This window comes from Parafrankia sp. EUN1f (assembly GCF_000177675.1).
In the GTDB taxonomy this organism is placed as follows: Bacteria; Actinomycetota; Actinomycetes; order Frankiales; family Frankiaceae; genus Parafrankia.
In genome coordinates this window covers 20,002-46,303 of sequence record NZ_ADGX01000068.1, presented here as the reverse complement: position 1 = coordinate 46,303, position 26,302 = coordinate 20,002, and the positions used below count along the sequence as shown (strand labels likewise).

General features: G+C 69.5%; 18 protein-coding genes. 7 read left to right on the top strand and 11 right to left on the bottom strand.

The window, feature by feature from the left end:
* From FREUN1FDRAFT_RS20575 to FREUN1FDRAFT_RS20555, 5 genes are all read right to left on the bottom strand, one after another.
* Positions 1-900 (bottom strand): hypothetical protein (locus tag FREUN1FDRAFT_RS20575; RefSeq protein ID WP_006542093.1); only part of this gene is annotated, 900 nt, incomplete at its 3' end.
* A gap of 236 nt (positions 901-1,136) precedes the next feature.
* On the bottom strand, positions 1,137-2,273 hold the full coding sequence (locus FREUN1FDRAFT_RS20570) for a GDSL-type esterase/lipase family protein (protein ID WP_006542092.1): 1,137 nt from the start codon (positions 2,271-2,273) through the stop codon (positions 1,137-1,139).
* Positions 2,274-2,493: 220 nt separating this feature from the next.
* Positions 2,494-3,879: an LLM class flavin-dependent oxidoreductase gene (locus tag FREUN1FDRAFT_RS20565; protein WP_006542091.1), complete on the bottom strand. Its 1,386-nt coding sequence runs from the start codon at positions 3,877-3,879 to the stop codon at positions 2,494-2,496.
* Positions 3,876-5,267, bottom strand: coding sequence for an LLM class flavin-dependent oxidoreductase (locus tag FREUN1FDRAFT_RS20560; protein ID WP_006542090.1), 1,392 nt, complete (start codon positions 5,265-5,267; stop codon positions 3,876-3,878). The genes FREUN1FDRAFT_RS20565 and FREUN1FDRAFT_RS20560 overlap by 4 nt, the downstream gene beginning before the upstream one ends.
* The gene (locus FREUN1FDRAFT_RS20555; RefSeq protein WP_006542089.1) at positions 5,264-6,442 is read right to left on the bottom strand and encodes an LLM class flavin-dependent oxidoreductase; all 1,179 of its coding nucleotides are present in this window, start codon (positions 6,440-6,442) and stop codon (positions 5,264-5,266) included. The genes FREUN1FDRAFT_RS20560 and FREUN1FDRAFT_RS20555 overlap by 4 nt, the downstream gene beginning before the upstream one ends.
* An 819-nt stretch (positions 6,443-7,261) precedes the next feature.
* On the opposite strand from FREUN1FDRAFT_RS20555, the gene FREUN1FDRAFT_RS20550 reads away from it, so the two are divergent.
* Together FREUN1FDRAFT_RS20550 and FREUN1FDRAFT_RS20545 are read left to right on the top strand one after the other, a co-directional pair.
* Positions 7,262-8,041, top strand: a complete 780-nt coding sequence (locus FREUN1FDRAFT_RS20550) for an SDR family NAD(P)-dependent oxidoreductase (RefSeq protein ID WP_006542088.1) — start codon at positions 7,262-7,264, stop codon at positions 8,039-8,041.
* Between the two features lie 74 nt (positions 8,042-8,115).
* Positions 8,116-9,030, top strand: coding sequence for a glutathione S-transferase C-terminal domain-containing protein (locus FREUN1FDRAFT_RS20545; RefSeq protein WP_006542087.1), 915 nt, complete (start codon positions 8,116-8,118; stop codon positions 9,028-9,030).
* A 63-nt stretch (positions 9,031-9,093) separates the two neighbouring features.
* Here the strand turns inward: FREUN1FDRAFT_RS20545 and FREUN1FDRAFT_RS20540 are convergent, their stop codons facing one another.
* Positions 9,094-10,347 (bottom strand): FAD-dependent oxidoreductase, encoded by a 1,254-nt coding sequence (locus tag FREUN1FDRAFT_RS20540; protein ID WP_006542086.1) that lies wholly within the window; start codon positions 10,345-10,347, stop codon positions 9,094-9,096.
* Positions 10,344-11,564, bottom strand: coding sequence for an LLM class flavin-dependent oxidoreductase (locus FREUN1FDRAFT_RS20535; protein WP_006542085.1), 1,221 nt, complete (start codon positions 11,562-11,564; stop codon positions 10,344-10,346). The genes FREUN1FDRAFT_RS20540 and FREUN1FDRAFT_RS20535 overlap by 4 nt, the downstream gene beginning before the upstream one ends.
* A 76-nt stretch (positions 11,565-11,640) precedes the next feature.
* On the opposite strand from FREUN1FDRAFT_RS20535, the gene FREUN1FDRAFT_RS20530 reads away from it, so the two are divergent.
* On the top strand, positions 11,641-11,889 hold the full coding sequence (locus FREUN1FDRAFT_RS20530) for a hypothetical protein (protein ID WP_157475082.1): 249 nt from the start codon (positions 11,641-11,643) through the stop codon (positions 11,887-11,889).
* 121 nt (positions 11,890-12,010) lie between these two features.
* Here the strand turns inward: FREUN1FDRAFT_RS20530 and FREUN1FDRAFT_RS20525 are convergent, their stop codons facing one another.
* The gene (locus FREUN1FDRAFT_RS20525; protein ID WP_006542083.1) at positions 12,011-13,513 is read right to left on the bottom strand and encodes a catalase; all 1,503 of its coding nucleotides are present in this window, start codon (positions 13,511-13,513) and stop codon (positions 12,011-12,013) included.
* Positions 13,514-13,927: 414 nt separating this feature from the next.
* Between FREUN1FDRAFT_RS20525 and fxsA (FREUN1FDRAFT_RS20520) the strand changes: the two genes are divergently transcribed.
* Positions 13,928-14,113: an FxSxx-COOH cyclophane-containing RiPP peptide gene (gene fxsA, locus FREUN1FDRAFT_RS20520; protein WP_006542082.1), complete on the top strand. Its 186-nt coding sequence runs from the start codon at positions 13,928-13,930 to the stop codon at positions 14,111-14,113.
* Positions 14,114-14,147: 34 nt separating this feature from the next.
* On the opposite strand, the gene fxsT (FREUN1FDRAFT_RS20515) is transcribed toward fxsA (FREUN1FDRAFT_RS20520), so the two are convergent.
* Both fxsT (FREUN1FDRAFT_RS20515) and FREUN1FDRAFT_RS20510 read right to left on the bottom strand, forming a co-directional pair.
* Positions 14,148-18,089, bottom strand: a complete 3,942-nt coding sequence (fxsT, locus tag FREUN1FDRAFT_RS20515; protein ID WP_006542081.1) for an FxSxx-COOH system tetratricopeptide repeat protein — start codon at positions 18,087-18,089, stop codon at positions 14,148-14,150.
* Entirely contained in the window at positions 18,086-19,513 is a 1,428-nt protein-coding gene (locus tag FREUN1FDRAFT_RS20510; protein WP_232295306.1) for a TIR-like protein FxsC, read from the bottom strand. Before FREUN1FDRAFT_RS20510 ends, fxsT (FREUN1FDRAFT_RS20515) begins: the two co-directional genes overlap by 4 nt.
* Before the next feature lie 420 nt (positions 19,514-19,933).
* On the opposite strand from FREUN1FDRAFT_RS20510, the gene fxsA (FREUN1FDRAFT_RS40690) reads away from it, so the two are divergent.
* From fxsA (FREUN1FDRAFT_RS40690) to FREUN1FDRAFT_RS20500, 3 genes are all read left to right on the top strand, one after another.
* Positions 19,934-20,104, top strand: a complete 171-nt coding sequence (fxsA, locus tag FREUN1FDRAFT_RS40690; protein WP_006542079.1) for an FxSxx-COOH cyclophane-containing RiPP peptide — start codon at positions 19,934-19,936, stop codon at positions 20,102-20,104.
* Positions 20,105-20,233: 129 nt separating this feature from the next.
* The gene (locus FREUN1FDRAFT_RS20505) at positions 20,234-21,373 is read left to right on the top strand and encodes an FxsB family cyclophane-forming radical SAM/SPASM peptide maturase (RefSeq protein WP_232295305.1); all 1,140 of its coding nucleotides are present in this window, start codon (positions 20,234-20,236) and stop codon (positions 21,371-21,373) included.
* Complete coding sequence (locus FREUN1FDRAFT_RS20500) at positions 21,370-23,184, top strand: HEXXH motif domain-containing protein (RefSeq protein WP_006542077.1); 1,815 nt, start codon at positions 21,370-21,372, stop codon at positions 23,182-23,184. Before FREUN1FDRAFT_RS20505 ends, FREUN1FDRAFT_RS20500 begins: the two co-directional genes overlap by 4 nt.
* 51 nt (positions 23,185-23,235) lie before the next feature.
* Here FREUN1FDRAFT_RS20500 and fxsT (FREUN1FDRAFT_RS20495) read toward each other — a convergent pair whose 3' ends face one another.
* Entirely contained in the window at positions 23,236-25,797 is a 2,562-nt protein-coding gene (gene fxsT, locus FREUN1FDRAFT_RS20495) for an FxSxx-COOH system tetratricopeptide repeat protein (protein ID WP_006542076.1), read from the bottom strand.
* Between the last annotated feature and the right edge of the window lie 505 nt (positions 25,798-26,302).

Genomic DNA, 26,302 nt, shown 5'->3' with positions numbered 1-26,302 from the left:
GGGTGGCGCGGGTGGCGCGGGTGGCGGGCGCAGGCGGCCCTGGGCCAGCGCCGGCAGCGCGACGGCGGCGGCGGCCGCGAGCATCACGCCGAACACGGCCGCCATCAGCGCGTGGTTGGGATTGCGCACGGTCGTGAGATAGCCCAGCGGCGCACCGGCGACAGGCAGCAGCACCGGGGTGAGCACACCCGCCGCGACCACCCGCCCGACCAGGCCGGTGCTGCCGAGCGTGCGACGTCCGGCCGGCTCGGCGATCAGCGCGCGCCAGCAGAAGGCGAGGATCGCGGGCCCCACCAGACCGAAGATCACCGTGCTCGACAGCGGCACCGACCCGAGAGCCGGCTCGTTGGTAGCGGCGTCCGGGTTCCAGGCCCACCAACGTAGCTGCGGCCCGATGTGGTCGAAGATCTCGTAGAAGCACTGGTGGACGAACCCGACGCAGATCGAGCCGACCAGCCGCCCCCGCCGGTCGAACACGCCGATCCGGTCGACGAGCGCGCAGGCCAGGTAGGGAACCGCGACATAGACCGCGAGAATGTAGAGCGGCAGCCGGTCGAACATGAACTGCACGGTGAACACGTTGTGCACGAAGATCAGGTCGATGCGGTCGTCGATTCCGAACTGCTCCGGGAAGTACAGCGGTGGCTCGATGACCAGCGCGTAGACGATCGGGGCGAACCACAACGCCAGATATGCGGGGTTGCCGGTGCTCCGGCGAATCCGCAAGGCGTGCGCGAGCGCGAGCACCGCACCGCCGATCATTAGTATCTCGATGACCGGCAGGGTCCAGTTCACCAGATCAGCGGGTGACCGCAGGCTCGCCGCCGGGTCGGGGTCGCAGGAGATACCACCGAGCTTTTCCGCCAGCGAGCGGAAGGCGGCGCTACAGGGGGCGCTCATGCGCTACCCCTAAAAGGTTCGACCACGCTCCTGAAAGACCATTGATGAACGTCACTGACACCGGCATGACCGCTCCTGAACTCCGTCGGGTATCGACGGTTGAACCCGGCTGGGCCGCCGCACCATACATAGTTAGACATGTGTATGGTCAAGAGGTCGGTGGCGATCTCCTGGCGAGCCTGCGCCGAGCGGTGCGGCCGGGAAGGCTCCCCGGTCCGGGAGACGCCCCGAAGGGGTCAGCGGGTGGTGGCGCGGCCGGGTGAGCCGGGCTGACCGGTCATGGTGCCCTTGACCGGGACGATCCGGTATTCGGCGATCGTTCCCGCCGGCAGGGTGTCGGTCGTCCAGGTGTTCGTCCCGGGCTTGGCGGGCAGGCTGCCGGGCTGGCGTTGGAACTCCTGCTCGCCACGCGAGAGGACTCGCCGCTCGACGAGATACGCGGTCGCGCCGGGCGTCGCCGCCCAGCTCAGCGCGAGCTGGCCGGGCTGCCCGTCGACGGTGACGGCGCTGCCGGTCGCCGGCCAGGGCAGGTCACCGTACAGCGGGCCGAAGGTCGCGCCGATCCCGAGCTGGGCCAGTGCGTTCGCGACCCCGCGGGCGATCACGTACTCGCCGGCGGGGTTGGGGTGAGAGCCGTCCCAGGTGTACCGGTAGGGGTCCCAGTCCTGGTAGGTGCGGGCGACCACGACACTCGACGTCGGGGTCTGCCAGTTGCCGACCTGCTGGTCGAGCACGGTGTTGTAGGCGGTTGCCTGGGCTTGCAGGTCCCGCCCGCCGACGTAGTCGGAGCGGTCGAGGACCTGGGCGACGACGACGTCGATGTCGGGGTTCACCCGGCGCGCGTTGTTGATCAGCGCGAGCATGTCGTCGGCGGCCTGCTGCGGGGACGAGGAATAGGTGAGGTCGTTCGCGCCGAGCGCCACGATCAGCACGTCGGCGGGGGTCGCGCGCAGCAGGCCCTCGACCGCGTCGCGCTCCTTGCGGGTGGAGTCACCCCAGACCGCGTGATGATCCCGGTCGAACCAGGCGTCGACGTAGTCGTTCGAACCGGGCTTGTCGGCGGTGTTGTCCCAGACGTCGATGCGGTCCCCGACGAAGTCGACGGCGCCGGGCGCGCTGAGGTTCAGGTGCTGGGCGAGCCGGTAACGCCAGGTGTAGTCCCCGGCGGTCTGCTGGGTGACCGAATCGCCCAGGATCAGCACCCTGGTTCTCGCCGCGGACTGAGCGCTGCCGTCGGCGCCGGTCAGGGACACGGCCAACCCGATACCGCCGCCCAGCACGATCACCGCACCTAGTGCGGCCACCGCCAGGCGCGCCCGCCGGCCCATCCGCGCATCGGGGCCTGGTTCGAGAACACGGCGGAACCTGCTCATGCGCACCCTGCCGCCTTCCCGCCCAAGGTCCCGATCCCGATCCGGTCAAATAGGGATCAATGCTGACCCTAGCGTCAGGCGCGCCTACCAGGCGCGTCGGCCTCAGTCGGGACGCGGCCACTGGTATGCGGAATCATGGGCGCGGCCTGACCATCTTCGCTTTTCGGAAACCGGAGAGCGAAGCCCGGGCACGCGTTCTGCGGTGTGAGCTCCAGGTCGTTCAGGGCACCGCCCAACGGCTCGCCGGGCGGGGCAGGCCGAGGTTCTCCCGCAGGGTGCGCCCGGTGTAGTCGGTGCGGAACAGGCCGCGGCGGCGCAGCTCGGGAATCACCAGGGCGGCGAAGTCGTCGAGTGTGTCCGGCAAATACGGGAAGATGACGTTGAAGCCGTCGGCGCCGCGGCCCTCGAACCATTCCTGGATGTGGTCGGCGATCGATTCCGGCGTCCCCACCACGGTCCTGACGTCGCGCGCACGTTGCTGGGCGAGCTGGCGGATGGTCAGGCCGCCGGCCCGGGCGCGTTCGACGATGGCCCGCTGGGCGGACTGGCTCTGGTTCGAACGCGGCAGGTCCGGCAGCGGCCCGTCCAGCGGGTGGGCCGTCAGGTCGACGCCCCCCAGCCAGTAGGCGAGATCCGCGAGCGCGACCCGCGGGTCCAGCAGGGATGTCAACCGGTCGAGCTTGTCCTCCGCCTCGCCGAGGGTGCGGCCCACGATGGTCGAAAGGCCCGGCAGGACGACGATGTCGTCGGGATCGCGCCCGGCCGCCCGCGCTCCAGCCTTGAGATCGGCGTAGAACGCCTGCGCGCCGGCCAGGTCGGCGTGCTGGGTGAACACGACATCGGCCACCGAGGCGGCCAGCGCCCGGCCGGCGTCCGAGGCACCGGCCTGCACGATCACCGGGCGGCCCTGCGGCGGGCGTGGGATGTTGAGCGGCCCGGTGACCGCGAAGTGCTTTCCGCGGTGGTCGAGCCGGTGCAGCTTCGTCTCGTCGAAGTAGATGCCGGACTTCTGGTCGTGCCGGAACGCGTCGTCGTCGAAGCTGTCCCACAGCCCGGTCACGACGGCGAAGAACTCGGCGGCACGCTCGTACCGCAGCTCGTGGTCGACGTGCCGGTCGAGGCCGAAGTTGCGCGCCTCGGCGTCGTTGAGTGACGTGACGAGGTTCCAGCCGGCCCGGCCGCCGCTGATGTGGTCGAGGGAGGCGAACGTCCGGGCCAGGTGGTAGGGCTCGTTGTAGGTGGTGGACGCGGTCGCGATCAGCCCGATCCGGCTGGTCGCTGTGGCCAGCGCGGCGATGAGCGTCGTCGGCTCGAAGGAGTCGTTGACGACGGAGACCCGGCTGAGCACCTCCTGCCCGGCGAAGGGCACCCCGACGAGGTCCGCGAAGAAGACGGCGTCGAACCGCGCCCGTTCGGCGGTGCGGGCCAGCTCGATCACATGCCGGATGTTGACGCCCGCGTCCGCGGCTGCGTTCGGGTGCCGCCAGGCGGCGAGGAACTCCCCCGGTGGCTTGAGGAACGCGTTGAGGTGCAGCTCCCGGCGGCGCGCCGAGCCCGCAACCGACCCCGGCCCCGACCGTGGCGGCGGCCCCGGTTGCGCGGTCATCGCGTTGTCACCTCGGGCGCGGCGGCGGCCGGCCGACTGGTGGGACGTCCCAGGCCCAGGTGCCCGCGCAGCGTGGTCTGCTCGTACTCGGCGCGGAACAGCCCGCGGCGGCGCAGCTCGGGAACGACCTGGTCGACGAAGTCCTCGGCCGGCCCGGGCAGGTAGGGGAAGCTGATGTTGAAGCCGTCGGCGGCCCTGGCCCGGAACCAGCGCTCGATGTGGTCGGCGACCGCCTCCGGGGTCCCCACCACCGAGGAGGCCGCGGCGAAGCGAAGCGCGAGCTGCCGGATCGTCAGCCGTTCCCGCCGCGCGAGGTCCAGCAGCATGTCCTGCCGGCTCCGGCTGCGGTTGGTGACACCGACATCGGGGACGGGTCCGTCCAGCGAGTACGCCGACAGGTCGACGTCGCCGATGTTGTCCTGGACCAGCCGACGTGCGACGTCGTCGTGCACCAGCCCCTGCAGCTCGTCGAGCCGGGCCCGGGCCTCGGCCTCGGTGCTCGCGACATAGGGCGCGAGCACCGGCCACACCACCACCCGGTCGGGATCGCGGCCGTGCGCGGCCGCCCGGGCCTTGATGTCGGCGTAGAAGGCCTGGGCGCCCTCCAGCGTCACCTGCGCCGTGAAGATCACCTCGCCGTGGCGGGCGGCGAAGTCCCGGCCGGTCTCCGACGAGCCGGCCTGGAAGATCACCGGGTGGCCCTGCGGCGGCCGCGAGATGTTCAGCGGCCCGCGGACGGTGAAGTGCTCGCCCGCATGATGCGGCGGGCGCAGCCCGGCCGGGTCGTAGTAGCGGCCCGCGGCACGGTCGCGGACCACCGAGCCGTCGGCGAAGCTGTCCCACAGCGCGCGGACCACACCGACGAACTCCTCGGCCCGCCGGTAGCGCAGCGGGTGATCGAGGTGGGTGTCCCGGCCGAAGTTGCCCGCCTCCAACGGGACGACCGAGGTCACCACGTTCCAGCCGGCCCGGCCACCGCTGATGTGGTCGAGCGAGGCGAACTTGCGCGCCACGTGGAAGGGCTCGTTGTAGGTGGTCGTCGCGGTGGCGACGAGGCCGATCCGTTCGGTCACCGTCGACAGCGCGGCGAGCAGGGTGAGCGGCTCGAAGTGGTCGGCCCGAGCGGTGCGGCGCAACGAGTCCAGATCATGGCCCCAGATCGCGACGACATCCGCGAGGAACAGCGCGTCGAAGGTGCCGCGCTCCAGAATGCGGGCGACCCGGATGTGGTGGCCGAGGTCCAGCTGCCCGCCCGGTGGCGACGACGGATGCCGCCAGCCCGCGATGTGACCGCCGGACCCGTGCAGCAGCGCCCCGAACGTCAGCCGCCGCTGCCGCTCCCCGACGGTCGGCCGCTCCCCGCCGGTCGGCCGCTCCCCGACGGTCACCGGACCGCTCCCGCCGGCAGTTCGCCGCCGGGGACACCGCCAGCCGAATCGTGGGGCCTCCGTGCCGCCAGCAGGCCACGCGCACGCAGCAGCTCCGCCGCACCTTCGGCCATCTGGTAAGCCTCCTCCAGATGCGGCTGGCCGGAGAGAATGAAGTGGTCGAGGCCGAGCGCGTGGTACTCCTCGATGCGCTCGGCGACCTGCTCGTGGCTGCCGACGATCGCCGTGCCCGCCCCGCCGCGCACGAGCCCGTAGCCCGCCCAGACGTTCGGGTACACCTCCAGACTCGTGCGGTCGCCGCCGTGCAGGGCGGCCATCCGGCGCTGGCCGACCGACTCGCTCGCGGCGAAGACGGCCTGGTGCGCGGCGATCCGCGCGTCGTCGAGGCCGGCGAGCAGCCGGTCGGCCTCGGCCCACGCCTGCGCGGCGGTGTCCCGGCTGATCACGTGGAAGCGGATACCGAAACGCAGCTCGTCCGCCCGGCCCGCCGCCGCAGCCAGCGAGCGCATCCGGTCAAGCCGCTCGGTGATCTGCGCCGGAGTCTCGCCCCAGGCCAGGTAGACGTCGGCCCGCCGGGCGGCCACCCGCTCGGCGGCGGGGCTTGCTCCACCGAAGAAGATCGGCGGTCGCCCCCAGGGCGCGACGTCGACGGTCGCCTCCTGGATGTCGTAATGCTCGCCGGTGAAGCTGAAGGCCGGTTTCGCGCCCGCGACACCGCGCAGCACCGTGAGGAACTCGTCCGTCCGGGCGTAGCGCTGGTCGTGGTCGAGATGGTCACCGAGGCGGCGCTGCTCGGCCGAGTCTCCGCCCGTGACGACGTTGAGCAGCAGCCTCCCGCCGGAGACCCGCTGGAAGGTGGCCGCCTGGTGCGCGGCGAGGGTCGGGGAGATCAGCCCCGGCCGGAACGCGACGAGGAACCGCAGCCGGTTGGTGACCTGGGTGAGCGCGGCGGTGACGATCCAGGCGTCCTCGCACCACAGCCCGGTCGGCGTGAGCAGGGCCTCGTATCCGAGCTGTTCGGCGGCGCGGGCGATCTGACCGAGGTACTCGATCGTCGGCGGGCGGAACCGCGGGTTGCGCGCGCCGTCCGCACCGAAGTCCGCCTCGCCGTTCGAACTGACGATGCCCCGGTCATCGCCTCTCGTCGGCAGATACCAGTGCAGGTGCAGGGGCATGGCGGGTCGCTCTCCTCGGACACCCGGCCGGCCGCCGCGTCGGCCGCCGGGCGTGGCATCGCCGGTGGCACGCGGCAACCGGAAACGAATGTCGACCGAAGTGGGCGTGCACCACGGACGGCACCATCACGCGACCGGGGCCACGCCGAATTCACGGACCTCCCCTGGCGCGGGTTTTCTCGGCGGGTCCGACTGCGAGCGTCGCACCGCGAAACAACCCGCGTCAACCGATCCGGCAATTCCCCGAGAAAATACTGCTGAAATGTTTCTCAATTGTGATCGGCAGCCTCGCGGCGACGGCGATCCCCGCCGGCCCGCCCGAGGCTTCGGCACCCCGCGACGACAGCGATGGCGCATCACTACTAGACCGATCGAGATAATGAACTATGCTGGCGCCATGAGACCGACCGCCGTCCCCTGCCTCGGCCGCCGTCCGCCGGCCGCCAGGCCCGGGACCAGTGTCGATGGCGGTTCCACTACCCATGGGCGCGGGTTCGACCTGAGACCGGACGCCGGCCGCCATGACATCCGGCGTCGGTAGCTGACTTCGGTAGCCGGGGCACCGACAGCTGGGGCAACGGCACCCACCCGGCCTGCCCGCGGCGAAGCGGACGCGTCTCCCGCCGTTTCTTCCGCGCCAATAGGCCTTTTCCATCTCACGGCGCACGGTGCACGGTCGGGGATGCCACGGGTCCGAGTCGACGAAGGAAAAGGCTCAATGCGGAGTCCGCCGCGAACCACGGCTGTCTCGTGCTTCTCTTTCTTCGTCATCGTGGACGCGACCGCGCGACGAGTACATCTATCGAAGGTGAGCGGATAATGGATCTGGGACTTGACGGACGCCGCGCGATCGTGACCGGCGGGAGCCGCGGGATCGGGCGGGCCATCGCGGCCGCGCTGGTCGCCGAGGGCGTCCAGGTGGTGATCGCCGCACGCGACGAGGAGCGGCTCAAGGCGACCGCCGCCGAGCTCTCGACCAGCGCGACCGGTGGCGTCGTGGTACCGGTCGTCGCCGACACCGGCAGCGACGAGTCCGTGCGCGAGCTGGTCGCACGCACCGTCAGCGAGCTCGGTGGGGTCGACATCCTGGTGAACAACGCGGCCCGGGTCGGCGGGTCGGGCACCCCGGGCAACGTCCGGGCACTGGCCACCGCGGACGCCGCCGACGACTTCAACGTCAAGGTGCTCGGCTACCTGCGCGCCGCGCAGGAGGTCATCCCGCACCTGGTGGAGCAGGGCTGGGGTCGGATCGTCAACATCGGCGGTCTCGCCGCCCGCCAGGTCGGCATCGTCGGCGGCTCGATCCGCAACGCCGGCATCGTCGCGCTGACGAAGACGCTCGCCGACGAGCTCGGGCCGCGTGGCATCACCGTCAACGCAGTGCACCCCGGGTTCACCAGGACGGACCAGCACGGCGGCACGATCTCGCTGGACGAGGAGCAGTACGCCGCCTTCGGTGACCGCGTCGCCATCGGCCGCGTTGTGACAGCCGACGAGGTGGCGGCCGTCGTCACGTTCCTGGTCTCGCCGGTCGCCGCGGCCATCACGGGAGAGTCGATCGCCGCCGGCGGAGGCACCCCCGGCCCGATCCACTACTGACCGCCCACCGGACCGACCGCCCACCCGCCACGCACTGCCCGCAGAAGCCGGACCGGAGGAGGAAGAGGACCCTCATGCCCCAGCCCACGGACACCACCCAGCGCACCAGGCCGGCGTTCGCCACTCCCACCGACGTGGCGACCCACGGCGAATACACGATCAGGCGCGACCCCGCCGACGCCCGCCCGCTCTACCGGTTCGCCGGACGGATCACCGCGGACGGCTCCAGCGGATACCGGGCCGAGCCCGGCCGTTACCACCTCTACTCCGGCTGGTTCTGCCCCTGGGCACACCGGGTCCTCCTGCAGCGTGCCCTGCACGGGCTCGAGGACGTCATCAGCGTCTCCTACGTCGACGGCACCCGCGATGCCCGGGGCTGGGCGTTCCGGGAGGCCTACGGCCCGGACCCGGTGAACGGATTCACCCTGCTGCGTGACGCCTACGAGGCGACCGAGCCGGGCTTCGACGGCCACGTCTCCGTACCCACCCTGTGGGACCGGCAGACCGGCCGGGTCGTCTCGAACGACTTCGTCACGCTCGGGCTCGACCTCGCGACCCAGTTCGGCGCCTGGTCGAACGGCACCGACACCTACCCCGAGCACCTGCGCGCCGAGATCGCCGAGCTCGACTCCTGGATCGGCCCGCAGGTGAACCACGGCGTGCACCGGGCGGCTCGGGACACCGCCATCCGCGCCACGCTCCTCAGCGCTTTCGCACGGCTCGAGGACAGGCTCGCCGACACCGACTACCTGGCCGGCGGGCAGCTGACAGAGGCCGATGTACGGCTGTGGGTGTCCCTGGTTCGTTACCGGGGCCGCGCCGGCGATCCGGCGGTCCTGCCGCCGCTGTCGGACTTCCCGCTGCTGTGGTCCTACGCCCGCGCCCTCTACCAGCTCCCCGCCTTCCGCGAGACGACCGACTTCACCACCTTCACGGATCCGTCCGCGCTTCTGCCCGACTGGGACACCCCGCCCACCCGCAGCGCCTAGTACGCCCGGCGCCATCGCCCGACGCCCGGCGCCATCGCATCGCCGGACGTCGGGCGATCGTGGTCAGCGCCGCGAGGAGAACCGGGGGTCGGTGGGACGTCCGTCGACGGCGAGGTCGGCGAGAATCCGGCCGACCGCCGGCGCGAACTTGAACCCGTGGCCGGAGAAGCCGGCGGCGACGACGAGGGGTCCATGCCGGTCCAGGACGAAGACCGAGTCAGGAGTGGAGGTGTAGGTACAGCTGATCGGGACGAGGTCGTCGGGGTCGGCGCCGGGCACCCAGGCGGCCACGTACCGCCGCAGCGCGTCGAGCTGCTCGGGCTCGGGGCGGAAGTCACGGTGTTCCGGGTCGACGACCGGCCCCACCCGGTGAAACCCGATCTTGACTCCCTCTCCTGGGGTCGCGAGCCCGTAGACACCACCGTTGTAGGCGAGGCCGTCGTCCGAACCGGGCGCCAGCAGGTGGCCGAAGGTCGGCCAGTCGCCCGGCCACTCCTCGTGCCAGCCGCCGCCGGCGGGGCTCGCGCTGCCCAAACGGCCGGCACCGCCCGCACCGCCGGTACCGCCCGCACCGCTGGCGCTGCGCCGCGGCGCGAAGTACGCCGGCTGCTCCTGGGTCACCCGCAGCGGCGGCAGCGGGAGGAGCCCGCCCAGGAGGGCCTGCGTCCACGCCCCGGCGGCGATCACGACGCGCCTGGCGCGATAACGGTCGACCAGGCCGTCGGCCGCCGCGGTGGCGAGCCCGGACGAGGCGCCGGCCGCGTCGAGCACGATCTCGACGTCCGCGTCGCCGCGGACGGTCACCGCGGTGACCCGCGCGTGGTGCCGGACCAGGGCACCCTGCTTCACGGCGGCGGCCTGGAGGGCCGCGACCGACCGGTCCGCGTGCAGCCGTCCGGAGCCTGGGTGGAACAGGACCCGGGCGTCGAATCGCAGACCCGGCCAACGGTCGGCCGCCTCGGCGGGACTCAGCCACTCCCGCGCGACTCCCGCCCGGGCCAGTCCGTCGGCCAGCTCGTCGAGGTAGGGATGGTCGCCGTGCTCGACCCCACCGGTGATGGTGAGCAACGCCGACCAGGTGATGTCCTCCAGCTCGCGCCAGAGCTCGAGCGCCTCCTGAGCGAGCCGGATGTGGACCTCGTCCGGATAGGAGACGCGGAAGATCCGTGACGCGCCGTGCGACGCGCCGCGCACGTGCCCAGGGCCGAAACGCTCCAGCAGGACGACGTCCAGCCCGCGCAGTGCCAGTTGCCAGGCCGCGGCCGAGCCGATCACACCGCCGCCGACCACGACCACGTCGACGTCGCGCACCGTCACAACGGCTCCCCCGCCGGGCCTGGGCGGGGCCCGGCCGACGCGGCGGCACGCGCGGCGCCGGCACGCGCCGTCGCGGCGTGCCAGCCGAGAGCCGGCGCGACGAGACGGGAGACGTCGTGCAGGATCTGCTCGTACTCGGCACGGTCGAACTCGTAGGGCAGCTCGACGCGCAGCTCACGCACGGCGGCCACCGCCGCGTCGGCCCGCAGCCGGGCGACGATCTCCTCGGCGGGGCCGACGAGATCAGGGGCGAACAAGGTCCGGCGCGGGCCATGAGCACGCAGTGTGCGCTCGTGACGGCTCGCGGCGTATGCGCGGTAACGCTCACGGGTCACCCGGTCAGCGCTGTCGGTCGGGACGATGACGCGGCCCAGGGCGATCCTGGTCGGGTCGCCAGGGCCCGCCGCCTTCCGGTAGACGTCCAGCAGCGCCAGCTGCGCGGCGACGAAGTCGTCCGTGCTCTCACCGTCCGCGACGAACCCGTCGATGACGTTGCCCGTGAGCAGGTTCAGCCTGTGCTCACCCGCCCACCGGGCCGACCGCAGACTGCCGCCGCCGTACCACACCCGGTCAGCCAGCCCCGCGGCATGCGGCTGCTGGCGTGGCCGCTGCACGTTGCCCGGTGAGTGGATGACGGTTTCCTCGTCGCCGAGATAGCCCCCGCGCAGCGCCTCGACGAGCCGGCTGATCCGGCCGTAGGACAGGTCGTGGCTTCGCCAGTCGCCGTCGAAGACCAGATCACCAAGCAGCTCGGCGTGCGGCGGGGTCCCGGCGCTGAACCCGGGCTGCAGCCGGCCACACGACAGCACATCGACGGTCGCGAGATCCTCGGCGAGCCGGAACGGGCTCTCGTAGCCGATCGGGATCACCGCGGTACCCAGCTCGATCCGCCTGGTGCGCTGGGTCGCCGCGGCGAGGAAGGCCGCGGCCGACGACACACCGTGTTCCAGGTGCCGCTGGCGGATCCAGGCGCCGTCGAAGCCGAGCCGCTCCCCGAACTCGAACAGCTGCAGGGTCGCCTCGAGGCCGGAGTACGGGTCGTCGTCCGGGTAGTTCCCCGGGGTCAGGAACGCCAGCGACGCGAGCCCGCCAGGCCGCTGCCCCGTGGGGGGCTGGTGCGGGAGCGGCTGCTGGTGCTGGGCTTCGTCCCGGCTCGCGGGGCGACACGCTGCGGGCACGCGGTTCTCCTCCCCGTCGGAGGGCGGCGGCCGGATCATTCACGTCCGCGGGCAACGGCTGCGGCTAAACCGTAGGCATGGAGGCCAATTGCCGTCAATCCCGATAGACAAAATGATGAAAGCAGACGGGGGTTCGGACCGGGGGACGCTGCCCCGGCAGGGGAACGGACGGCCCGCCGGCAGGGGTGACAAGCTGGACGAGCGCGTCACGAGCCGGGCCCGGCACAGCGCCCCACCTCTCACCTACGGCACCGGTGACCGCGTCACGGAGCCTGAGCCCGTACGACCCGTGGCCTTTCTCGTCTCCCCCGGCGGCGCCTGGGTCACCGGCCAGTCCATCGCCGCGAGCGGCGGCGCGTTCTGAGCGCCGGGCCGGCCGCCCGCTCGGGGCCGTGCCCGGAACCGGGTGGGAATCGCCCCGTCAGGGGCAAATCACCCTGACAGGGCGGAAACGCACCGGGCCCCGGGCCGGCTGCCGGGCGGGCCTAAGCCTGGGCGCCAGGACGCGCCGGGCTCGACCGCTGTGCGGCTTTCTGCCTGGTGCGCACGCCCTCCTCGACGCGCTTGCCGAGAGCCTCGTCGACGTTGCGCCAGTACTCGAACGCGCGCAGGAGGACCGGCTCGCTCACGCCGTCGAGCAGGTGGCCGACGATGTTGTCGACCAGTCGCGTACGGGCCGCGTCGTCGAGAACCTCGCGGACCATGGTGCCGGCCTGGCCCCAGTCGTCGTCGTCACGGCGCAGGGTGTAGGCGGTGCGGACCATCTCGCCGTCGGCGAACCAGTGGCCGCCGTCGTCGGTCAGCTCCGGCTGGGCCACCGGACCGCCGTAGGAGTTCGGCGCGTAGACCGGGTCGGAGGCGTTCTGGACGCGCATCGCACCGTCCTTGGCATAGCTGTGGACGGGCACCTTCGGCGTGTTCACCGGAATCTGCTTGTAGTTCACTCCGAGCCGGGCGCGGTGAGCGTCGGCGTAGCTGAACCCGCGGGCCAGCAGCATCTTGTCCGGCGACAGGCCGGTACCGGCGACAAGATTGTTCGGCTCGAACGCGGCCTGTTCCATCTCGGTGTGGTAATCGGTGACGTTGCGGTTCAGCGTGAGGCGGCCGACCTCCCGCAGCGGGTAGTCGCGGTGCGGCCACACCTTGGTCAGGTCGAACGGGTTGAACCGATAGGACTTCGCCTCGTCGAACGGCATGATCTGCATCTTGAGCGTCCAGCTGGGGAAATCCCCGTCCCGGATGTGCTCGTACAGGTCACGCTGGTGGTAGTCGGCGTCGGCCGCGGCCAGCCTGTCGGCGTCCTCCTGGACGAGGAAGTCGATCCCCTGGTCGGTCTTGAAGTGGTACTTCACCCAGAACCGCTCACCCGCCGCGTTGATCCACATGTAGGTGTGGCTGGAGTAGCCGTTCATGTGCCGCCAGGTCCGCGGGATGCCGCGGTCCCCCATCAGCCAGGTCACCTGGTGGGCGGACTCCGGTGAAAGGGTCCAGAAGTCCCACTGCATGTCATGGTCGCGCAGGTTGTTGTCCAACCGGCGCTTCTGCGACCGGATGAAGTGCTGGAACTTCATCGGATCCCGGACGAAGAACACCGGCGTGTTGTTCCCGACGATGTCCAGGTTTCCTTCCGAGGTGTAGAACTTCACCGCGAACCCGCGCGGGTCACGCCAGGTGTCCGGGCTGCCCCGCTCCCCCGCCACCGTGGAGAACCGGATCAGCACATCCGTCTTCGTCCCGGGCTGGAACACCGCCGCCCGGGTGAAGGCGCTGACGTCCTGCGTGACCTCGAACGCCCCGAACGCCCCACCTCCCTTCGCATGCGGCTGCCGCTCCGGGATGCGCTCCCGGTTGAAGTTCGCCATCTGCTCGATCAGGTAATGATCCTGAAGCAGCAGTGGGCCGTCCGCCCCTACGCTCAGCGAATGCTCGTCGCTGGCGACAGGTATCCCCGCGTCGGTGGTCGTAGGACGACGCTTCTGTGTTGTCACCACGCACTCCTCATCCTGCTGACATATGCATTTATCGGGTCGATTCGCCGCCCACCCGACTCGGCTCCGCGCTGTCGCCCCAGAGCCGATCAGTCGCCCCGCCACCCATCACCAGCCGGGAGCAGACCGAGCCGCGGAGCAGACCGACAGGAACCGCGGATCGCACCGCTCCCTGCGCCTACCCGCCCACCGCCGTCACACACACCACCGTGCTGATCCATCGCCGCAACCGGCGAACACCGGCATCCGCGGCCGCCCGCCGGCCCACGACACCAGGCCGCCGCGGGTGAATCAACGGGCAGGCGGCGGACCGACGGGATGGCAGCCGTAGGCTGCACATGACGTGCGGGGGCACCACGGTCCCGGCGCGGACACCTGTCACACCAAGCCGGGACGGATGGAAGCGAGCAGGCCATGGGCGACGCAGCGTTCGAGATCGAGTCGACGTTGCCGGACCTCACCGATCTCGATCTCGCGTCCCTGGAAACCGTTCTGGGCGACGATGGCGGCAATGCCGTCCTGGCCCGCGGGTTGAGCCGGCTCCGCGCGGCGGCACAGGCTTCGGGCGGAGCCGTGGCTGGCTTCTCGTCTAGCGCCTGAAGCCGCGTCGAGCTCCGGCGGCACCCGGAGATCGTCAGGGCGGCGGAGGGTCGATGCCGAGATCGGTACGGCCATTCGACCGCAGGCCGCTCAGCAGGGGGTGGCTCTCCCCGAGGCTTGACGCGAGTTCCGCGAGAACGGCCGCGCGCAGCGCGCGGGCCCCGGACTCATCACCGAGGGCCTGATGATCCGCGGCCAGGTTGACGGAGACCAGGAGGGTTGCCGGGGCCTCATCGCCGAGCTGGGCGCCGAGCTGGCGCACCGCCTCCTCGTTTATCTGCCGCGCGGCGGCGAACTGGCCGAGGTCGAACAGGCAGTTCGCCAGGTTCACCGAACATGCGACCGCGAAAGGATGGCTCCCCGCCAATGATCCGCGTATCCGCCGTTGCGTCTGGTTCGCGAGATCGAGTGCGGCGAGGGCATCCCCGCACAACCGGGTCGCGATGACAAGGCCGTTGGCTGCCGCGAGAGCGGAGAGATCCCGCACCCCGAGCCGGTCGTCCGCGCGCCGGACCGTGTCCTGCGCCAGCTCACGTGCCTGCGCTGCGGCTCCCACGAGACACTGGGAGTTCACCAGCCCGACCGCGGCCGCCAGGGTGATCGGCTGGTTCTCCCCCACCCATTGACGCAGCTTCCCGAACGCCTCCTCCGCGAGGGTCGAGGACCGCCCGGTCTGCCCCGCCCAGCGCAGCGACACCGCGTAGTTGGCCAAGGTTCGCAGGGCGTCCGGATGATCTTCCCCCAGGACACGGCGACAGTGCGCCAGGGTTTGCTCAAGCAGGTCCACCGATTCCCGGTACCGACCCAGCTCCCGCAGATCCCGCGCATAGCTGTCCGCATACTGAAGGGTGAGGATGTCCTCCTCACCAAACGTCTTGCGCTGCCGGTCGTACGCCTCCTTGCCCGTCACCAGAGCGTGCTTGAAATCGCCGACGAAACGCAGCGAGACGGCAAGATTGTTCGCCGCCTTGATCTTCTCTCTGCTGTCAAGCCCGGAGATCTGGTGATAGCGGTGATAGGTTGCCTCGTCGAGTTCGCGGGCCTCCTGGTAGTTTCCCGTTCCGCGCAGGTCGCCGCCCAGTGCCATGGCGGCCCGCAGCGCGAGCGGGTCGCTCGGGCCGAAACTGCGGTCGAGGCTGTCACGTGCCCGCCGGTCAAGCTCGTGCGCCTGCTCCGCCTCGCCGAGCGCGCGGTGGCTGTCCGCCAGATTCAGGCACAGCTCCAGCGTCCGCGCGTCGTCCACGCCGAACTGTGCTCGCCAGATCTCCAGGGTCCGCTGCGCCAGATCGCGGCAACCGCCGTGGTCTCGCTGCATGTACAGGCAGCGGGCCTGGTTGAGGACCAGCCGGGCCGCGGCCTCGTCCCGGGATGTGATCAGGCCCGACGGTTCCAGATGCGGTCTGATCACGTCATACCGCGGCCAGTTGGCCGGGTCGTCGGCGTTGCCCGGATCCGCCGCGACCAGGATCGCGTGGACCCGCCCGCGAATCAACGCCCTGTCCTCGGGTGCGAGATCCTCACGGATCACCGTCTGGACAAGACGGTGCATCACCAGGGTCCGCCGCTGCGGGTCCAGCCTGGCAAGCGCGTGCTCAACCAGTTGACGGACCGCGTCCCCCAGCATGATGTCGTCGCGGAACCGCTGGTCCTGGCCGTCCGTCAGAACGCCAAGCCCCTCACTCGCGAAAATATCGAGACTTATCGGTTCGGGGCCGAAGAAGGCGCACAACTGTGCCAGCCTCGCCGCCGCCGGTGCCCTGTCACGCAGGCGTCGCATCGACAGCAACCAGGTGCGGAAAACCCGCGGTGGGTAGATGGGAGCTTCTTCATCCAACAACAGCGGGCCAGGGCTGTCCTCCAGGAGCTGGAGATAACGCTCGGCCGGCATGCCGGTCCTGGACAGCCATGCCCCGGCGTGATCGAGAGCCAACGGCAGATCCCCGAGAGCCTCCGCGAGGCGCGTCGCGGTCTCCTCTGTGAGCCCGGGAGCATGCAGCATCAGTAGCCCTGTGCTCTCCCGACGGCTGAACAGGTCGATCTCCCGGCGGTACTGCTGCCCCCAGTCACCGCTGCGCGACGTGACGATCACATGCCCAGGCCCAGGCGGTATCAGCGGCAGGATCTCGCTGGGGACCTCAGCGTTGTCGAAGACCAGCAGCCACCGCCGATAGGGCGCTCCGCGGCGCAACGCGTCGACGACGTCCGCGCCGCCCTCGCGCCCCTGCGGGGAGGTCAGGCCCAGATCGAGGGCCAACCGGTTCAGCCCGCTACGAACGAGCGCCATCTGATCGCATCCGAACCAGTAGACGAGGTCGTAGCTGGCGCCGAACCGGAAGACGTACTCGGCCGCCAGCTGGGTCTTGCCGACGCCACCGAGGCCCTGCAGCACCTGGCAGTGCACCGGCGGCCCATCAAGACCCAGGAAGCGGTCACGCAGGCTCGCGAGCAGCGCCTCGCGGCCGACGAAGGCCGGGTTACGTACCGGCACGCCCTCCCAGATCAGCGGCGGCGCCCCGGGGAAGCGGACCTCCTCCCCGAAACTCTCCGCCTGCCCGGTCGCCGGTTGCGACGGCCGGCCGGCGACCGCCGCCAACGCACGGCGCGCACGGGACGCATCGGGGCCGACGAGGTCCGCGACATCCCGCACGGCGATCTCCGGAGGCAGCCGCATCTCCTCGACCCGCAGCGGGACGAGCAGGCGTTGCGCTCCATCCGGGTCGAGCGTGGCGATGCGCCGCAACCGCTCGAGTGCCATGGGCACGCGCAGGAAACCCCGGGACAGGATCGCTACAAGGCGGCGACGCCCACCGGGACCCTCCAGCGGCCCCCCGGTAGCCGCCGTGAAGGAGTCGAGCGGATCCGGAATGACTCGGAAGCCCGCTTCCTCAAGCTCGGCAGTGACCCAGTCCGCCCACGGACGGTCCGCTACGGCGTAGCTGAGCACCACTTCGGTGGGAATCGTCACCCGAGCGCGTTCGAAGACGTCGAGGGTCTCTCTCCGTCGCAGCTCGTCCTGCGGGGGGAGTTCACTCACCACCCCGCCGGTGAGGTATGAGGCCAGCCTCTCGTATGCGGCGAGCAGCGTGCCCTCCTGATGCGGCCGGTCACCGAAGACCGCCAGGATCTCCTCAAAGGCGTAATACGGCTTGTACGGAACCTCGACCTCGCCCCAATAGCGCTCCTTCTGCAGTTCGTCCATACCACGGAGAAAGGAGTTGAAGGCGGCCCGGGCGACGTCGCGACCCAGCTCCAGCCGGCGCTGTTCACCGTCGTCGGCCCGCATGAGAACCGGCAGCAGCCGTATACGCCTGCCTTCCTCGTAAGCGTCGATGGAACGCGCCACCGAAACGGCACCCTCAATACTCTGGCTGCTCAGCGTAAAACAGTTCACCACAATGTCCGGAAGCTGCATGGTGCAGATTCCCGCAGTGTCACTCAGGCCGGTCCTGCTGTCGATGAGGATCCAGTCATAGGACGAACGCATGCCGGCCCGTAGCGCGTCAATGAACTCGCCGCCTCCTTTTTGCTCGTAGAAGGCGTTCCAGTCGAAGGTGTTGACCCGCCGGGCGTACGCGGCGTCGTGGCGGCCCGAACAGACGAAGTCAATGGTCCCTCCCGACGGGAAAGGCCAGGTCAGCGACACCGCATACCGCATGATCTCGGCCGCCCGCTCGAACCATCCTTCCTCCCCTGGGCCCTGCGGCGACATGACCGTGATCGTGAAATCCCAGATCATGTCCATGACCCCACGGGTGGAACGAAGATCTGGATCGTGGAGAAAGGGGTGGAAGTAGCGATGCAGGCCCGGCGCCTCCAGATCCCAGTCCACGACGAGGACCCGGGATCCACTGCTCGCCAGCAGCCAGGCGGTGTTGGCGAGAGCCATGGATCGCCCGGTGCCGCCCTTGTACGAGTAGAAGGTGACGACCGTACCCGCCGCCGCCTCGGACATCCGCGTCTCGGGCCCCTGCATCATGGCCCATCCAGGCGGGGCAGGCCGCGGCTCTGCTGCCGTCTCGGCGGCCGGAGCACTTCCTGAAGATCGAAGATCCGAGCCTGGGAGTCGACGATTATCTGGACCAGAGCCTGATCGAACTCCTCCCGCGATCGAATCTCCGTCCTAAACAGCTTGTCCTGCCGCATGACATTGTTCCGGAGCGCACTCGTCAGCGTTTCTTTCAGATGCTGAAAATTGGCCCGCGTCTCGGCGTCCTCGGGATTGAACGGCACCAGTACACCGGACGTCGGCTCGTTGCGCTGATCATATTTCTTAAGCGCGAGACGGAAGTCGTCGAGCTTCGCCGCCCACATGTCAACCAGGAGGATCACGATCTCGTTGCGGGCCTTCGACCGCTCCAGCAGGTCCGAAACGCTGTCATCCAACCGCGTGATCACCGAGCTCATCCCCTGCTGAGCGGCGACCATCTGCGCCATCACGCATACCCGGCCCCGGTGCGACGGGTGGTAGGGCATCCATTCGTCGAAATCGCTTCCGTAGAAATCCAGATGCTGCCGCAGCGCGGCGATCTCCCTGACCGAGGCGGACGCCAGGACGAACGTCACCCGACTCGGACCCCCCTGCGACGCCGAATCCGAATCCGGCGTCGGCTCCGGATCCGGCGTCGGCTCCGAATCCGACCCCGGATCCGATATCAGATCCGGCCCCGACCGCGGATCGTCGGAAGGCGTCCCCGGCCCGGAAGGCCGCGCCGGCCCCGTGTCGTCACCCGGCGGCGCCGGCGACACGGCCCGGAACATGTTGGGGACCTGGCTCAGGCCGCGGGTCTCCCGGCCCGGGGGCAACGGCGACTCATGCGCGAGTCGGACGATTCGGGTAGACAGCGCCACCAGGAACTCCTGGTACTCGTCATGGTTACGTTCCAGCTGCAGGAGGTACCGAAGGCCGTTCTGGGCGTAGGTCTTACCCAACTCGACGTGATCATACTGAAGCTGGACGAGCGCCTCGGGTGGATCGCGTAAGGGCATCCAGATGACCGGCAGCAGCAGGGCGGGCCGGCCATGCCCACCGGTGGAGGCCGAACGCAGCCGCTCATCGAAGGCTGTCCATTCACGGCCGCAGTACTCACTGGCGAAGAACGTCGGAGAACACATCGCGATGAAGGTTCGGCACCGTGCGAGCGCCGCACCGATCTCCGTCGACCACGCCTGGCCCGGCTCGATGGTACGCAGGTCGAAAAACCCCACCGTACGGGCGTCCGAGGCGCCGGCCCGAAGACGCACCTCGGCTCTGAGGTCCCGGTAGAACTTCTCGAGGTACGGCTCGCCGCTGCTGTCCGCTCGCGCATAGCTGAGGAAGAAGTAAAGCGGCCAGGCCTCGGGTTCCTCAGGCACGCCTGCGGGCACCCGTGTTCCCCGGCATGCCATGGCTGCCCGCGCCACGGCGCCACGCGGGCGTTTGTTCCGTCCTGGATGCATGCAGGAAGCCCTGCCGACCGACGCTCTCGCCCGGCATCCATTGGCCCCTCTCTCGCGGTGTCGGCCCGCCGCACCGCGCACACAGGCTCAGGTAGGTCCGCCGGAGCCGAGTCGACGGCCCCGTGGGGTGGCAACAGATTCTACGTTGTCCTCCGCACACGTGCGGAGGACAACGGTAGTCCCCCCGACGCTCACAGAAACGTCCGGCCGGTGCCACGTCACCACGAATTACTGCGACGAGTTGCACAAAACCAGCAAACGACGGGATCACACCGGCCTGCTAGCAGGAGGCGCGACGCGGCGGCGGCGAATCCATCCGTAGCGGCGGCGCATGCTGCCCTAACCGACTAGATTGGAAGCATCGAGGCGAAGGAGGGGCACCAGATGGACCAATCATTGCCCGACGTCGAGACACGCCTGCCCGATGTCGGGGGTTGTTACCTCGACGAGCTGGACGGCCGCGAGAACAGGATCCTACGACAGGTGCGGCACCAGCTGGCGCAGGAGGCCGCCCGGCTGGGTTCCGCCACGGCCGGGTTTCAGTCCTCCGCCTGACCCTCGCCGGGACCGGATGGTGCGAGCGAATTGAATACCCCCTCCCTCACGGGTGTCAGCGGGTGTACAGGTGAATGGCCGGTCAGCGACCTCAAGCTCGAGCAGCTGACGGCCCGGGGGTGGCATCCGGTGCCCTTCCGCCAGTTCGTCCTCAAGGTGAACAGCAGGTGTAATCTTTCCTGCACCTATTGCTACGTGTATCACCTGGCGGATCAGAGCTGGCGCCAGCAGCCCGTGACGATGAGCCGCCAGGTCGTGGCGGCCACGGCGACCAGGATCGCGGCGCATGCGGCGCGGCATCAGCTCACACAGGTGGAGGTCATCCTCCACGGCGGCGAGCCTCTGCTGGCCGGCGCTGCGTTCCTCGACCACGTGGCCCGGAAGGTCCGCTCCGAAGTCGGCCCCGACACGGCGGTCGAACTCACAGTCCAGACGAACGGCACGTTGCTGACACCAGATTTCCTCGACCTTTGCGTGGACCTCGGGATGAAGGTCGGCGTAAGCGTGGACGGCGGCTCGTCCGACAATGATCGGCGCCGCGTCCGGCACGACGGCGGCGGAAGCCACGCCCGCATCGAGGCCGGGCTGGCTCTACTCACCTCCGAACGGTTCCGACCGCTGCTCGCCGGACTGCTGTGCGTGGTGGACCTCGACAGCGATCCGATCACCGTCTATGAGAACCTGCTGGCCTGGCGGCCGCCGACGATGGACTTCCTCCTTCCCCATGGGAACTGGACGTCCCGCCCACCCGGCAGAGAGGAGAACGAGACGTCGACGCCGTACAGCGACTGGCTGGGCGCCCTCTTCGAGCGGTGGTACACCGCCCCCGAACACGAGACCGACATCCGCCTGTTCCTGGAGATCATTGTCCTTCTCCTCGGCGGAGAAAGCCGGCTGGAGACAATCGGGCTGTCCCCGTCGAGCGTCCTCGTCGTCGAGACGGACGGCACGATCGAACAGGTCGACGCACTCAAGTCGGCCTATGCCGGGGCGGCCGCCACCGGCCTCACCGTCCTGCGGAACGAGTTCGACGACGCGTTCGGGCATCCCGGCATCCTGGCCCGCCAGATCGGCGCCGAGGCACTCGGCGCCGAGTGCCTCGGCTGCCCGGTGCATCGCGTCTGCGGCGGCGGCTACTATCCCCATCGATACCGGGCCGGCAGCGGCTTTCAGAACCGATCCGTGTACTGCCCGGATCTGTTTTCTCTGATTACCCAGATTCAGCGACGGATACAACATGATATCAACGGGGTGCGGCGCTCGACGTGAACGTTGGATTGCATAGGCTGGCATTGGCCGATTTTGATGATCTGGCCTCCGGTGGTGGCCGCGCGGACCTCGTCCGGTACCTCCGAAAAACGCAGTTCAGTAAGCGCCTTCTCGTGCTTCGGGCAGTTCTGGAGGACGTTTCGCGGCATGCCCCGGAAGAATTTTTCCACAGTGGGCTCGCCGACGCGTTCCGCATATTGTCCGCCGCACAGCGTCGGGATCCCGGCCAGATCGAGAACCTTCTGCTCACACCCGGGATCGGCCTGTGGGCGATGCACTGCATGCGCCGGATACGCGGTACGGTCACATCGGCCGTGCCCCTCGCGGAGGATCTGAGCATGCTGGCCGCCTTCGCGGTCGCGGCAGCCCTGCGTACCGGCCTCGACGCGGAGGCCAGGGTTTTCCTGCAGGACGGTGATCTCCTCGTGCCGTCACTGGGACGAATCCGGACGGGCAGACCCGGGTGGGCCGTCGCCCGGGTCGAGGGCGGGGAGGTGACCATCCGCGGCTGCGGCGTCCCGGGCACGACCCCGACCACGGATGTCATCGCGTCGGCCGAGTTCGAGCGGCGTGACCATCGGTGGCTCCCGCTGCGAACCCTGACAAGCTCAAGCTGGGGCCAGGAGATACAGCTCGCACTGGACGACACGGATCCCGCGCGCATGCTGCTGGATCTCCCGATGTCCCCGGGTGTCGCCGAAGAGGAGATCGATACCTGGCAGCACCGCCTCGACGAGGGCTGGCACATTCTCTGCTGTTACGGCCTGCCAGCCGCAGGCGCCATCGCGGCCGGGCTGCGCTCGGTTTACCCGCTGCTTTCAACAGACCAGGCGACGGAGCTGAGTGCCTCGTCCGCAGAGGCCTTCGGCGCCATCGCGCTGACCTTGCCCAAGGATGGGGTCTCCTTCGCGGCCGGCCTCGTACACGAGTTCCAGCATACGAAGCTTTCCGCGCTGATCGATCTCGTGGCATTGACCGATCCCGCCCACGACCGCCTTTATTACGCGCCATGGCGGAGCGATCCACGTCCGGTCACCGGCCTGCTTCAGGGGGCCTACGCCTACCTGGGCCTGACCACGTTCTGGGATTTCCGACGGAGTCACCCGGAGGGGCCCGCCTATGCGCACTTCGAGTTCGCCCGGTGGCGGGAGGAGGTGTGGCGGGTGCTGAGCACCCTGCGGCTCTCGGGTGCGATGACTCCGCTGGGCCTGCGTTTCCTCGATGGCATGCGCGTCGTCGTCGCGCGGCATCGAGAGGCCGCTGTTCCCGCCACGCTCCGGACGCTGGCGGAGCTGACCACCGCGGACACCTGGATCACCTGGCGGCTACGGAACCTGCAACCGGCGCCAGCCCGGATCGCCGCACTTGCGCGCGCCTGGATCGATCAGGGCATCGCTCCGCAGGACGAGGTGCCGTCACGCCCCCTGCCCGGGCATCGCGGCCTCGTGTACAACCAGCGGCTTGCGCTCACCCTGCTGCGTCTGACAGACCCGAAGCGTTTCGAGGCTGCCCGGCAGGGCGTCCCGCATGTCCTCGACGCCTCCGTGACAGCAGCGGACCAGGCTCTCGCCTTCGGCGATGCGACGTCGGCAGCCGCCTGTTACAAGGCGGAGCTGGCACGCGATCCCGAGCAGCTCGACGCCTGGGCCGGACTCGCCCTCTGCCGGCGGGCCAGCGGCCGTCCAGGGGCCGACATCCTGACCGCGCGCCCCGAGGTGGTCCTGCACCTGCGTCGACAGGTGCAGGAACTCACCGGCGACCCGGCCGACCCGGACGCACTCGCCGCGTGGATGTCGCGGAGCAGCCGCTGACGACAGCTGAGCACAGACCTCCGCCACACACCGAGCGAGCGGCGAACCTGCCTACAGCGGTGGCGGCTCGAAGTCGAAGTCGAGGCGCTCACCCCGCTCGCCCGCCTGTACGTCGGGATGGCTTGGGCCAAGTACCCGGCGGTAACGCTGAGAGGTCTGCGCGGCGAGCTTGCGGCCTTCCTCCTCCCGGCCGGCGGTCTGGGAGAGATCCAGGGCTACGTTCGTCGCGCACACCAGCGCGTGCGGGTGGTCAGGGCCGAGGAGCTCCCAGAAACGGGCGAGCGCTTTCTCCCCGATTTCCAGGGCCTCCGCCACCAGACCCTGCGCGGACCTGGCGGTCGCCAGGTTGGTCAGACAGGTGAGTGTGAAGTGATGATCTGGGCCGAGCCTGCCCTCAAGCCCGACCAGCGCGTCCTTCAGCAGACGTTCCGCCTCGTCCACGCGACCTAGCTGGCGGTGGACCAGGGCCAGGTTCAGGTGGCAGCCGTAGGTGTAGGGATGGTCGGCGCCGAAGATGACTCGGTACCGCTTCACGGTCTTCTCGATGCGCTCCGCGGCTTCGTTCGGATCGCCGGCCACCCGCTGCGCGTTACCCAGGTTGATCGCGGCGGCGAGTGCGTCGGGGTGCTCGTTGCCGAACTGGCGGCTCGACGTGTAGCGCTCGTAGACCTGTGTGGCCAGTTCCAGCGCCTCGGGGAAGAATCCGGCCTTGCGCCGGGCCACCGAGAGATCCTTGGCCTGCCCGAGGACGGCGGGATGGTCGGTCGCCAGCTCCCGTCTGTTCACGAGTTCTTCGAACATCCGGTAGGCGTACTCGGCTGACTCCCGTGCCTTCAGGTAGTGCCCCTCCTGTCGCTGGTCACGGGCGACCGCGGCGAGTGAGCCAGCGACCCAGACGTTGAGGTCGCTGCCCCACATGTCCCGCCGGTTGGTGAGGTTCTCCTGGTCGAGCTCGAAGGCGCGCCGGTAGTCACTGTTAAGGCTGCAGTCGACCGCAAGATTGTTCACGACCCGGTGGGTCTGAGCACTGTCCACACCGAAGACCCGCTCGTGACGGGGAAGCGCGTCCTCGTCCAGTTCCAGGGCAGCCCGGAACTCCCCGCGGGCGCGCAGGTCCGCACCGTGGCCGTTCAGAATGATGAGCGTTTCCTCGTGGTCCGCCCCGAGAACCTCCGTGATCGCGTCCAGCGTGGAGCGACGGAGCTCATAGGCCTCACGGTACCGCCCGAGGGACCAGAGGATTTTTGCCTTGAGGCCCTGGAGCACGAGAACATCCGGGTCGCGGTCGCCGGAATCCGCCTGCCACCGGTCCAACGCGCGGTCGGCCTCGGTGAGCGCCGTCGTGAGATCGCCGGCGTTGTACAGGTACCCGATGAGGTGTTCGATGAGCTGACGTGCCCGAACCTGTTCGGACGCGTAGACACCGGAAGGCACGATGTGTGGGAGCAGGTTCTCGAATCCGGTGCGGTTCTGCGTCTCGGAATCCCCCGGGTCCGCAGCCACGAGCAGGGCGTGAACCTCGTCCCGCATCCGCTCCTGGTCCTCGGGTGACAGTTCGTCCCGAATGAGCATCTGGACCAGCCGGTGGACCTGCACCGTCTTCCGGCTGTTGTCGATCCTGGCCAGCGCGTAGCGGCCGAGTTCCCGCATCGCACGACTCACCATCAGCCGGTCCTGCATGGACTGACCGAAATCCGAGTCCAGGGTGTATTTTCCGCGGTCCAGCATTTCCAGCGAGATCGGCTCCGGACCGAAGAAAGCACATCGGCGCAGCAGTTCGAGCGCGAACGGTGCCTGTTCCCGCAGCTGCGCCACGGAAAGACTCCACGCGGCCGCGACCGGCCGGGAGTAGTCAGCCGGCGGATTTTCTGCGAGCAGCTTGCTGGAGGCATCCTTCAACAGCTGTAGGTACTCGCGCACGTCCATACCGGTTTCGAACTGCAGCGCTCCGGCCTGTTCCAGCGCCAGCGGAAGGTCCCCCAGCGCCTCGGCCAGCCTGTTGGCATCGATCTCGGCGATACCGGGCACGCGGCGGTGCAGGAACTCCAGGCTCTCCCGCCGGTCGAAGACGTCGACCTCGATCGTGTCGACGATGCTCTGCCAGCGGCGGTTGCGTGAGGTGACAAGGACATGACCCGGCCCGTGCGGCATCAGGCCACGGATCAGCTCTGGCTGGTCGGCATTGTCGAAGATCAACAACCAGCGCCGGTAGGGAGTCCCGCGGCGCAGCGCCTCAAGGACAGCGGCCACCGAGTCGTCGATCCGCAGCAGGCCACCGTCCGAAAGGCCCAGCCGGGGTGCCAACGACGCGAGCGTGGAACGGACCAGGACCGGCTGGTCCGCCGGAATCCACCAGATCAGGTCATAGTGTGCTTGATACCGGTATGCGTACTCGATGGCGAGGTGCGTCTTACCGACACCACCCAACCCCTGCAGAGCGTGCGGGAGAACCGCCGTGACCTCGCCCTCGTCAGAGGCGATCCTGCGGCGAAGTTCGGCCAGTTGGCTTTCCCGCCCGGTGAAGTTCTTGTTCCGTTGGGGCACTCCACCCCAGATCGTCGGAACCCCTCGACCCGGGCCGCTCACCGGATCGAACTCCACCACCGAAGCCACGTCAGCAACCCCCGCCGTTCCTCAGCACACACCATGAGCGCAGGCCAACCTACGGGGCATAACCGACGGGCATACGGGTGTGCACGCGTCGCAACCGCGCCGCGCAATTCCTACAGGCCCTACCGATCGTAACACTCTTCACCCCGCGCGCCATTGGCGAGGAGCCTCTCGCGCGTCGTCCGGACGACGCGCCGAAACACGACACGAGTCCGGGTTGTGGCCGCTGGATCCGGCCTGACCCCACCGAACCCGCAGCGCGGATGCCCCGATATTGTCGGGGTTTTATGAAGGAGGTCCACGATCGGTGTGCCGGCTCACCGGCCACCTAACCCACATATAGCCCTTGACCTGCGGTTTCATGATTCCGATCGCAGGGTCGACATCCGGCTCCGGGGTGTCATGCCCGATCCGGCGCCCCTCGCGCGGCACCCGACGACCACCTCGGGGACGGACGCGCGCACCGGCCAGTCCCGCCCGCCGGGAGCGGGCCAGTGGGCGGTCACGC